The following is a 12149-nucleotide window of genomic DNA, read 5'->3' as shown; positions in this document are numbered from 1 at the left end:
TAAAAAAGATATTTTTTTTGTTTTAAAATTTTATACAGGTAAAATTATCTTTACTAAAAAATATACATTTGCTAATTTATTATATATTTGCTAAAATAATATAGTTATGGAAAATACCTGTCCTAAATGCAAGAGTATCAAAGTAGTAAAAAGCGGCATCATCAATGAAAAACAACGCTTTCACTGCAAAGACTGCAATTATTATTTTACCGTTAAAAAACTCGGAAAACAAATTGATGATTACTATGTAACCAAAGCTCTTCAGCTTTATCTGGAAGGGTTAAGTTACCGTGAAATCGAAAGAATTATCGGGGTTTCCCATGTTACGATAAGTTCATGGATCAAAAAATACAATATCACAAGACCTCCTCATTCTGAATTCCATCCTGTTTATAAAATACTGAAACAAAGCGAACTGATTGAATATATTGCACAGGAAGAAAACATTAAAAATTCAGGAATTATCATTACTCAGTTTGCTGATAAGTATATGCTGATCAAATGGGAAAGGTTTAAAAAATAGATACGAGTTTCGGAATGCGGGGTGATAGCTACGGGATACAACACATAGTAACATACTAAATACCAGCGATAAATGAATCCCAAGTCTTGAATCTTGCACCTCGCAACATATATCGCAAAACCCGGATCCCGGAACTCGAAACCCATAACCTAGCAAATCATAACTATACCATTACCACTAATATATATTAAATTTTCATAAATAAATTATTAATTCCAATTTGGCATTCACAAAAAACAACGCCAAAAATTGATAATTTATGAAGAAATTACTTACATTCATTGGATTAGCTTTAATCAGCACTTCCTTATATTCACAAGGTTCTCCTGATTATGGCAATGGCTTAAAAATTAACCTCAACCCAAACGGTGATAAATTCGTCAGATTCATTTTATGGGACCAGTTTTGGGTAAGAAACACTTCAATGAACCCCGGAACGATGGTTGGAGGTGAACCTACTGGCAATTCCTGGAGTCTGGGAAACAGAAGATTACGTGCTTTAACGTACGCCCAGATCTCTAAAAGATATATGATCTTACTCCATTTCGGAATTAACAACCAGACCTTCATCAATGGTGGCGCTTCAGGCACCTCGGGTACAGGAGGTTATGGAAACGGAAAGAAAACCCAGTTGTTTTTTCATGATGCATGGAACGAATATGCAGTTATTTTACCTGGAGAAGCAGGAAAATTTAGTTTAACTTTAGGAGCCGGGCTTCATTACTATATGGGGCTTTCGCGTATGACGATGGCTTCTACGCTTAATTTCCTTACATTAGATTCTCCTGTTTTTTCGTGGCCATTAATTGATAACTCAGACCAGTTTGCAAGACAGCTTGGAATGTTTGCTAAAGGAAAGTATGGAAAACTGGAATACCGATTCAGTTTAAATAAACCATTTGCTACAGATCTCGTTCCCGTGAATGTAACAGATCCTTCAAAAGCAGCAGCTGTTGACAACAACGGAAACCCTAGTTTTTCAAAAGCAGGATATGTTGAATATCAATTTCTTGACGAGGAATCCAACACCCTTCCTTTCAAAGTAGGATCTTACCTTGGAACAAAAAAAGTCTTTAATGTAGGTGCTGGGTTCTATCATCAGGCCGACGGAACAAGAACTTCTGTCAATTCCAACATTGAAAAGCATGATATCACCCTTTTTGCAGTAGATGCATTTGCAGATATTCCTTTGGGTGAAGCAAAAAATAAGATGGCTGTTTCTGCCTATGCCGGATATTATAATTACAATTTCGGTCCTAATTACGTAAGAAATCTGGGAACCATGAATATTGGAGCATCTGATCCTAATTTCATTGGAAATAAAGCGATCGCGGGGCCTGGAAACCTGCAACCGACCATCGGAACAGGTAATATTATCTATGCACAGGCAGGTCTACTATTACCAAGCCAGGCAGAAAAACCCAAAATCAGAATACAGCCTTTTGCAGCTTATACGCACAAAAGTTTTGAGGCTTTTGATAAATCTTCCTCGCAGTTCGATGTAGGAGCCAATTGGTTCATAGACGGACATCATGCAAAAATAACAACACAATATTCAACAAGACCGGTTTACACGAGTCCTACGGAAAGTCCTTCTTCTAAAGGAGAATTTATTGTGCAATTTCAAATCTACCTTTAAAATCTGAACCATTAAGAACAGTAAAGAATCTAAGATAAGTTAAGCTCCATCAAAGATGGATAAAAAGAATACTGCTGAATAAAATAGCCTTAGATATAATCTTAGTTATTCTTACCCCCTTAAAAGTCCTTAATGGTTTAAAAAATTCAATGTAAAATTCTATTCCACTAACATCAAAAACTAATCAATATGAGCGAAAATCATCACGAAAGCTACGAAAATATGACCGACAGGCAGAAAAACCGCACCATCTGGAGTGTGATCACTGCTTCATCTCTCGGAACATTGATAGAATGGTACGACTTTTACATCTTTGGAAGTCTGGCCGTTGTTTTAGCGACCAAATTTTTCCCTGCGGATAATCCTACCGCAGCATTTTTATCTACGCTGGCTACTTTTGCTGCCGGATTTGTGGTAAGGCCATTCGGAGCGTTATTTTTTGGAAGACTGGGAGATATTATCGGAAGAAAATATACTTTCCTTGTTACGTTACTGATAATGGGGTTTTCTACTTTCCTGATCGGATGTATCCCAAGTTATGAAACTATAGGATTTATGGCACCCGTTTTAGTTTTAATTTTAAGATTACTTCAGGGACTCGCTCTGGGAGGTGAATACGGAGGTGCCGCCACTTATGTTGCAGAATATGCCCAGCCTCACCGAAGAGGTTACTGGACTTCATGGATCCAGACCACTGCAACAGCCGGACTTTTCATTTCTCTGATCGTTATTTTGATCACAAAATCAACCCTTTCTGCAGAAGAGTTTGACACCTGGGGATGGAGAGTTCCTTTCTGGATCTCTATTCTGATGGTGGCCGTATCTTACATTATCAGAAAGAATATGAAAGAATCTCCTCTTTTTGCGAAGGCTAAAAGTGAAGGAAAAACTTCTAAAAACCCTTTGAAAGAGAGTTTCGGGAACAGATACAACTTCAAGTTTGTACTATTGGCTTTATTCGGAGCAGCAATGGGGCAAGGCGTTATCTGGTATACAGGACAATTTTACGCCATGAGTTTCCTTCAAAAGGTAATGAATGTAGAATCAGCACAGGTGGATTCACTCATGGCTACAGCTTTGTTTTTAGGAACCCCTTTCTTTGTATTCTTTGGATGGCTCTCTGACAAAATCGGGAGAAAAGCAGTGATGATGACCGGAATGCTGGTTGCTATTTTAGCTTACAGACCCATTTATGACAGTATGTTCAAGAGTGTAAATCTTGATAGTAAAACGGTTGCCGCCAATGGAATTACAGAAAAAAGAACTGCGAAAATCCACAATGATATCGCAACAGACAGTTTAGTTACTTTCCACAAGGAAACGCTTTATACGGACGGAACTTTAATTAAAAAAGACAGTGTAGTTCACTGGTCACCCTCAGGAGTTGTCATGAAGGACGGAAAAGCAGAAGAACCCAAAGTTTCTCAAAGCTTAAAACTGAGCGACGACACCAAATGGTATCTGGTCTTCCTTGTTTTCATCCAGGTGATCTTTGTAACCATGGTTTACGGACCTATCGCGGCTTTCCTTGTTGAGATGTTCCCGGTGAGAATCCGTTATACCTCAATGTCATTGCCTTATCATATCGGAAACGGGGTATTCGGCGGACTTCTTCCGGCAGTGGCAACCTATCTGGTAACGACAGGAAAAGAAGCAGGGCACGCCACATGGTATCTGGAAGGACTCTGGTACCCGATTGGAGTTGCTGCCGTATGTTTAATCATCGGATTATTTTATCTTAAAAATAAGAACAACAATCTTCACGATTAAGCACTGAATCACTTAAATTTTTATTAATTTTAAAACTACTAAAATGAACGGACTAAAAAAAATATTAGGTATTCTCTGGATCGCAATAGCAGTAATTGTAGGCTATTTCGGAATTACAGTATTGGGGATCCCAAAAATTACTTCAGGAAAACAGGAAGATCTGGTTTTTGGTATTATCATCCTTTTTGTACTGATGCCGATTATCTCAGGCGGAATGGCCATTTTCGGATATTATGCCTTAAAAGGAGAATATTCTGACGACAAAATTTAAAAGCAATAAAAAAATAGATAATTGATGAATGTAATCGTTCATCAATTATCTTTTATCAATGATAAAAAAATGGATATCACAATTAAAGCAATTCCCCGTCCCTCTGAAGATAAAAGAGTTGTTGATCTGATCCACAGATTAAATACTTCTCTTATTACAATCTCCGGTGAGAGTGGAAGCAAAAGCGCCAACCTTGACGACTTTACCCAGGAGAAAGCTTTGTTTCTCATTGCTGTAAGTGATGAAAAAGCTATAGCCTGTGGAGGTTTCCGCCCGCTTTCATCAGAAATATGTGAAATTAAACGCATGTTTTCCCTGGAAAAAAATAGGGGGCTGGGTGGAAAAATTCTCTCAGCATTAGAAATCGCTGCAAAACAATTTGATTATAAATACATCTATCTGGAAACCCGTAAAAAAAATGACAGTGCCGTGAAGTTTTATCTGAAAAACGACTATAAGGTCATTGAAAATTACGGAATTTACATCGGACGTGAAGAAGCGATATGCTTCAGTAAGGAAATAAAATAGTTATGAAAAAGAGACACGAACAAAAACTTATCATACTGAGCGTAGGGCTTATGGTTGCTTTCAGCATTCCTATTTCACTGCTTTTCAACAGTGACAGGGAGGTTTTGGGCTATCCCATGATCCTGATATACCTGTTCGTGGTCTGGATGATCTCCATTATTATTTCTTTTATAATTGTAAAAAGGTATGATGAGTAGTTTTGCATTATTTTTTGTAGTTCTGTTTTATCTTGCCCTTCTTTTCTTAGTTGCTCATCTGGCAGAGAAGAAAAGGAGCAAACTCTGGATCAACAACCCATACATGTACGCCTTGTCTCTAGCCGTATATTGTACTGCCTGGACTTACTATGGAAGTATTGGCGTGGCGGCAACAAGCGGATTAAACTATCTTCCTATTTACATTGGCCCTATTATGATTATTCCGGCATGGATCTACATCAATACCCGGATTGTAAGAATTTCAAGAGTCAATAAGATAAGCAGTCTTGCCGATTTCATTTCACTGAGATACGGTAACAGCAGAAGTCTTAGTGCCATTATCACAGTAGTCTGTCTTCTGGCAATTGTACCTTATATCGGGCTGCAGATCAAAGCCATTTCTGAAACTTTTCATCTAGTCACTGAAACTCCAATGTCGAAAGACATTTTAACTGATAATGCTACCTTTGTAGTAGTTTTAATCGCCTTATTTTCTTCTTATTACGGAACACGATATGTGGATGCTTCGGAAAAACGTCTGGGAATTATCTCAGCAATTGCGCTGGAAAGTTTTTTAAAACTATTTTTCATCATCATTCTCGGGCTTTTTGTTATTTATTTTGCCTTTGACGGATTTTCGGATATTTATGAGAAAGCCAGCAAGTTTGAAGATTTTAAAGAAAAAAATACATTTAATGGTATTGAAGGTGCTATGAACTGGATGGTCCTTTGTATGATTTCTGCTACAGCAATCTGCATTCTTCCCAGACAATTTCACACCGCAATTGTTGAGAACAGACAGGAAAAACACATCAGAACAGCCATCTGGTTTTTCCCGCTTTATCTTTTAATTTTCACTGTATTTATTTTCCCGATTGCCTGGGGAGGAAGATTGATTTTTGACGGACAGAAAGTAAATCCAGAGTTCTACTCTATCCTGATTCCACAGCATTTCGATAATACTTTGATTACAGTACTTGTCTTTCTTGGTGGATTGAGCTCATGTATTTCCATGATTATTATTTCTGCCATTACTTTATCCATCATGCTTTCCAACAACCTTATTATTCCGTACGGATTACTGGGAAAATTAAAATCTGAAAACGAAGAGCAAAATACAAGAATCATTACCAATATCAGGAAGTTCAGCATTTTTGCTTTGATTATCATGGCTTTTGCCTTTTACAAATACTTTATTCTGAAAACCTCACTGGATTCTGTAGGATTAATATCCTTTGTTGTGATTGCGCAACTGGCACCTGCTTTTTTTGGGGCTTTATTCTGGCGAAGAGGAAGCTACAAAGGTGCTGTCACAGGGCTTTTAGCCGGATTAGCCATTTGTTATTTCGGACTGATTATTCCTCAGTATTATTTTTCTTACAATCAGGAATTTAAAGGAGTGCTCAGGGAAATGTATAATGCTTTTGATTTTTTCACCATTCCTTATTTGAGCAGGATTCCACAGATCTTTTTCTGGTCGATGCTTGTAAATACAAGTTTATTTACCATTGTTTCCGTAAGCTCTAAAGGAAATTACCGTGAAAGAAACTTTGCTGAGCTTTACGTAGACATCGATAAGTATATTCAGAATCACGAAAATGCTTTTATCTGGCGCGGAACAGCCTATATCTCGGATATCCAGAATATTCTGGAACGTTTTTTAGGCAAAAATAAAACAGAGCAGGCCTTAAGAATTTTTAATTTAAAATATAGTATTGATTCCAACACGGAAACCGCCGACTCGAGATTTATCAAATTCTCAGAAAACCTTTTGGCTGGAAGAATTGGTACTGCTTCCGCAAAAATATTGATTGAAGGCGTGACCAAAGAAGATAAAATATCTTTAAAAGAGGTTTTAAATATTCTCGAAGAATCACAGGAAAATATCAGCTTAAATAAAAAGCTTACCGAACAGTCTGAAGAATTACAAAAACTCTCGGATGACCTGAGAACAGCCAATGAAAGCCTGATCATCAAAGACCGTCAAAAAGACGATTTCCTGGATTCTGTTGCCCACGAACTGAGAACTCCTATCACCGCCATCCGGTCTGCCGGAGAAATACTGGCTGATGACGACGATATTCCTTTTGACATCAAACAGGAGTTTTTAAATAACATCATCACAGAATCCGACAGATTAAGTGAAATCATCAATGATATTTTGTATCTGGACAAATTACAACATGGTGAAATCTCTTTACACATTCAGGAAAATAATATTCTTGAGACTTATAAAAAAGCCTTAAATCCGCTTCTTCACCTGATACAGCAGAAAAATATTCATTTAAGTGAAGTTAATCTCCTGAATCATTTTATATTTGAATATGATGAAGCGAGAATGATTCAGCTGTTTCAGAATATCTGGGGAAATGCCTTGAAATTCACAGAAGAACAGGGCACCATTCAGACCAAATTATTTGAAAAAGATGAGCAGTTGACCATCACTATTTTCAATACCGGAAAACATATTCCGGAAGAGGATCTGGAAATGATTTTTGATAAATTTTATCAGTCGAAAAATCAAAACATATTAAAGCCTACAGGAAGCGGACTGGGATTGGCCATTTCCAAAAAAATTGTACAGGCACACGGAGGAAGTATAAAAGCCGAAAACAGCGGACTGGGTGTAACTTTCACCATCAGCATTCCCGAAAAAACTAAAAAAGAGATTACAAATGAAGTTGAACACCATTAAAACCTTCTTATGAGAAAGATAATCATCGCGGATGACGAACACAAAATATTAATGTCGTTAGAATACAGCTTTAAGAAAAACGGATATGATGTCTATATTGCCCGTGACGGAACAGAAGTCCTTGAATTCTTAAAAACAATGGTCCCGGATGTGATTCTTCTCGATATTATGATGCCGAATCTTGACGGATACAGCACTTTGGACCTCGTCAAACAGGACGAAAAACTAAAAGACGCCAAAGTCATCTTTCTGAGTGCCAAAAATAATCCCAAAGATATCGAAAAAGGCCTGGAAATGGGTGCTGATGCTTACGTCACAAAACCTTATTCAATTAAGAAACTGATGCAGCAGATTGAGGAGATGTTTTAACGTGTAAATTAAACCATTAAGATTCATAAAGGAATAAAGAGTATTAAGAGATGGCTTCGCCGTCGGCTCGCAATTACTCTCGTTATCCTTGTCAAGGTTTTAAACCTTGACAAGGATAAGCAAAAACAAACACAAGACTAATGATATGGATACTGATACATTATTTAAACAAAGCATAGAACATAAAGAAGACTTCTGGAAAAAACAGGCAGAAGAAATCAAATGGTTTGAATTTCCACAGCAAATTCTTTCCAATGATGAAAACGAATATCCACAGTGGTTTTCAGACGGCAAGCTCAATATGTGTTACTTATGCATCGACAAACACATTGAAGAGGGATTTGGGGATCAGATTGCCATCATTTACGATTCTCCTGTAACCCATCAGAAGAAAACCTACACTTTCACTCAGGCGAAAGAGGAAATTGCAAAACTGGCTGGGGGATTGGTTTCTCTGGGATTAAAAAAAGGAGATACAGCCGTTATTTATATGCCTATGGTTCCGCAGACGCTTTTTGCCATGCTGGCATGTGCGAGAATAGGGGTTATTCATAATGTGGTTTTCGGAGGTTTTGCCCCTCATGAGCTTGTCGTAAGAATTGATGACTGTAAGCCGAAAGTTTTAATCACTGCCACAGCAGGTGTGGAAATTACCAGGAGAATTCCTTATCTGCCACTGGTAGAAAAAGCAATTGAACTGGCCCAGGATAAAGTAGATCATATCATTGTATACAACAGAAAACTGGTCGATAATCAGGATGAGATGTTTGAAGGACTGATTGATTATGAAGAATTAGTAGAAAAATCAGTTCCGGCAGACTGCGTTTCTGTGGAATCTACCCATCCGCTTTATCTGCTTTACACTTCGGGAACTACAGGAAAACCTAAAGGCATCGTTCGTGATACCGGAGGGTATGCTACGGCATTACAATTCTCAATGACTTACGTTTATGGTGTTGAGCCGGGGGAAACGTATTGGGCCGCTTCAGATTTCGGATGGGCTGTAGGCCATAGTTTTTCAGTGTATGGACCGCTCATCAACAGAAATACGACTATTATTTTTGAAGGAAAACCCATTATGACTCCTGATGCAGGAACATTTTGGAGAATCATTTCAGAATATAAAGTTTCTGTGATGTTCACTGCACCTACTGCGATCCGGGCGATTAAAAAAGAAGATCCAAACGGAGAATTAGTAAAAAAATACGATTTATCGCACTTCAAAAAACAGTTTCTGGCTGGAGAAAGATGTGATGTGGCCACTCTGGACTGGTTTGCAGAGCATATCGGTGTTCCGGCAATAGACCATTGGTGGCAGACAGAATCCGGCTGGCCAATGCTGGGATTACTGACTCATAACGACAACTATCAGATCAAGAGAGCCTCAGCTGGAAAACCTGTTCCGGGATATGATATTAAAATTTTTGATGAAACCGGATTTGAACTTAATCCTCACCATGAAGGCTATCTGGTGATTAAACTTCCTCTCCCACCCGGTGCCATGCTTGGAATTTGGAAAGATTATGCACGCTTTGAAAGCAGTTATCTATCTCAATATAAAGGCTATTATTTTTCCGGAGACGGTGCTATTCAGGATGAGGACGGCTATATTTTCATCACAGGAAGAGTGGATGACGTGATTAATGTAGCAGGACACAGACTTTCTACCTCCGAAATGGAAGAAATTGTTTCCTCACATCCCGATGTCGCGGAATGTGCAGTGGTAGGTATTGATGATGATTTAAAAGGACAGGTTCCTTTTGCCACCGTTGTTTTGAAAAACGGCTCAGTGATCTCTGAAGAAGATATTGAAAAAGACATCGTTCAAATGGTCCGCAACAAAATCGGGGCTGTAGCTTTTTTAAAAAACGTAATGGTTGTCAAACGTTTACCCAAAACAAGATCAGGAAAAATTTTAAGAAAGCTGATCCGAACGCTGCTTGATGGGAAAGATTTCCAGATTCCATCCACCATTGATGATGAAAAAATCATCGATGAAATTCAGGAAAAAATCAAGGAATACAAGGCTTAAGCCAGAAATTAAACATAAATTTAAATAAAATAAATTCAAATTTCAAAAAACGAAAGGGATATGAGAAATTACTTAATAGAAGATTTACCACAATATTTCGAAGACTATAAAAAGTCTATCAAAAATCCTAAAAAATTCTGGGATAAGGTAGCGGATCAAAACTTCGTGTGGTATCAAAGATGGAGCAAGGTTGTTAAGTACGATATGAATGAAGCTAAAATCACCTGGTTTAAAAATGCAAAACTCAACATTACCAAAAACTGTATCGACAGGCATCTTACCATAAGAGGAGAAAAAACGGCTATTATCTGGGAACCTAACGACCCTAAGGAAGAAGCACAGCATATTTCTTACAACGAATTATACACCCGGGTAAATAAAACAGCCAATGTTTTACGCGATATGGGTATTGAAAAAGGAGACAGAGTCTGCATTTATCTTCCCATGATTCCTGAACTGGCTATAACGATGCTTGCCTGTGCAAAACTGGGGGCCGTTCATTCCGTTATTTTTGCAGGATTCTCAGCTTCAGCAGTCGCTTCAAGAGTCAATGACTGTGAAGCAAAAATGGTGATCACCTCAGACGGAAGTTACAGAGGAAATAAAGTTCTGGATCTGAAAAGCATTGTGGATGATGCGTTGGAAAAAACACCAACGGTTGAAAACGTTCTTGTAGTCAAGAGAACCCACAACGAAATTACAATGAAAGAAGGAAGGGATCACTGGATGGCCGATCTGTATGAGAAAGCTTCTCCTGATTTCGTTACAGTAATTATGGATTCTGAAGATCCGCTTTTCATTTTATACACTTCAGGATCTACAGGAAAACCTAAAGGAATGCTGCATACCTGTGCCGGATATATGGTGTACACCGCTTATACCTTCAAAAACGTATTCAATTATAAGGAAAATGATATTTATTGGTGTACGGCAGATATCGGATGGATTACCGGACACTCCTACATTCTTTACGGACCATTATTGAATGGAGCTACCACTGTAATTTTTGAAGGAGTTCCTACTTATCCTGAACCGGACCGCTTCTGGGAAGTGATTGAAAAACATAAGATCACTCAGTTTTACACCGCTCCGACAGCGATCCGTTCTTTAGCGAAAGAAAGTGCGGAATGGGTGGATAAACATGATCTGAGCTCTCTGAAAGTTATCGGATCTGTGGGAGAACCTATCAATGATGAAGCATGGCACTGGTTCAACGATCATGTCGGAAAGAAAAAATGTCCGATTGTAGATACCTGGTGGCAAACGGAAACAGGAGGAATTATGATTTCGCCCCTTCCTTTTGTAACGCCTACAAAACCAACTTATGCTACTCTCCCACTGCCAGGTGTACAACCTGTTCTGATGGACGATAAACGAAATGAAATTACAGGAAATCAGGTCACCGGAAATCTTTGTATCCGTTTTCCATGGCCTGGAATTGCGAGAACCATCTGGGGTGACCACCAAAGGTATAAAGAAACCTACTTCACGGCTTTCCCTGGGAAATATTTTACCGGTGACGGCGCATTGAGAGACGAAGTTGGCTATTACAGAATTACAGGCCGTGTAGATGATGTGATCATTGTTTCAGGGCATAATCTGGGAACAGCACCTATTGAAGACAGCATCAACCAGCACCCTGCTGTTGCAGAATCTGCTATCGTAGGCTACCCTCATGATATCAAAGGAAATGCTCTCTATGGCTATGTGATGCTTAAAGAAACCGGAGAAGGACGTGATAAGGAAAATCTGAAAAAAGAGATTAATCAGTTGATTTCAGATCAGATCGGGCCGATTGCCAAGCTGGATAAAATACAGTTCGTTTCCGGACTTCCCAAAACACGTTCAGGAAAGATTATGCGTAGAATCCTGAGAAAAATTGCAGAAGGCGACTTCAGTAATTTTGGAGATATCAGCACACTTTTAAATCCTGAAATTGTAGAGGAGATCAAAAACGAAAGAATTTAAATTTCATCAATTATTTAACCAATAGAAGCCCCGGAAGTTATTTTCAGGGCTTTTTTTATTAAAAAACCACAAAATAACAAGGAAATTCCCATGAGACAATTACGGATATTATCCAATTGTTAAAATTAAACACCTGTTCAATAATTATTCTTAAACA

The 12149-nt window shown here is 38.3% G+C and carries 10 protein-coding genes; all 10 read left to right on the top strand.

Annotation, left to right across the window (positions count from 1 at the left end; translation table 11 throughout):
• Window positions 1-106 precede the first annotated feature (106 nt).
• The 10 genes from FB551_RS02685 to acs all read left to right on the top strand — a co-directional run bounded on the left by FB551_RS02685 (window position 107) and on the right by acs (window position 11992).
• Window positions 107-523, top strand: a complete 417-nt coding sequence (locus FB551_RS02685) for an IS1/IS1595 family N-terminal zinc-binding domain-containing protein (RefSeq protein WP_034696257.1) — start codon at window positions 107-109, stop codon at window positions 521-523.
• A gap of 259 nt (window positions 524-782) precedes the next feature.
• Entirely contained in the window at window positions 783-2162 is a 1380-nt protein-coding gene (locus FB551_RS02680; RefSeq protein ID WP_142014712.1) for a porin, read from the top strand.
• A 189-nt stretch (window positions 2163-2351) separates the two neighbouring features.
• The gene (locus FB551_RS02675) at window positions 2352-3932 is read left to right on the top strand and encodes an MFS transporter (protein ID WP_142014709.1); all 1581 of its coding nucleotides are present in this window, start codon (window positions 2352-2354) and stop codon (window positions 3930-3932) included.
• Between the two features lie 43 nt (window positions 3933-3975).
• Complete coding sequence (locus tag FB551_RS02670; protein WP_047423321.1) at window positions 3976-4203, top strand: DUF6814 family protein; 228 nt, start codon at window positions 3976-3978, stop codon at window positions 4201-4203.
• Between the two features lie 69 nt (window positions 4204-4272).
• Entirely contained in the window at window positions 4273-4731 is a 459-nt protein-coding gene (locus FB551_RS02665) for a GNAT family N-acetyltransferase (protein WP_142018054.1), read from the top strand.
• Window positions 4732-4733: 2 nt separating this feature from the next.
• Window positions 4734-4928, top strand: coding sequence for a hypothetical protein (locus FB551_RS02660; RefSeq protein ID WP_142014707.1), 195 nt, complete (start codon window positions 4734-4736; stop codon window positions 4926-4928).
• Window positions 4921-7623, top strand: coding sequence for an ATP-binding protein (locus FB551_RS02655; RefSeq protein WP_167497862.1), 2703 nt, complete (start codon window positions 4921-4923; stop codon window positions 7621-7623). The genes FB551_RS02660 and FB551_RS02655 overlap by 8 nt, the downstream gene beginning before the upstream one ends.
• Before the next feature lie 9 nt (window positions 7624-7632).
• Complete coding sequence (locus tag FB551_RS02650; protein ID WP_142014702.1) at window positions 7633-7992, top strand: response regulator transcription factor; 360 nt, start codon at window positions 7633-7635, stop codon at window positions 7990-7992.
• Window positions 7993-8137: 145 nt separating this feature from the next.
• The gene (locus tag FB551_RS02645) at window positions 8138-10024 is read left to right on the top strand and encodes an AMP-binding protein (protein ID WP_142014699.1); all 1887 of its coding nucleotides are present in this window, start codon (window positions 8138-8140) and stop codon (window positions 10022-10024) included.
• Between the two features lie 60 nt (window positions 10025-10084).
• Window positions 10085-11992, top strand: a complete 1908-nt coding sequence (gene acs / locus FB551_RS02640) for an acetate--CoA ligase (protein ID WP_047431901.1) — start codon at window positions 10085-10087, stop codon at window positions 11990-11992.
• Window positions 11993-12149: the final 157 nt, after the last annotated feature.

The organism is Chryseobacterium aquifrigidense (assembly GCF_006716485.1).
Lineage (GTDB): Bacteria > Bacteroidota > Bacteroidia > Flavobacteriales > Weeksellaceae > Chryseobacterium > Chryseobacterium vietnamense.
This window is presented reverse-complemented; position numbering and strand designations above follow the sequence as displayed.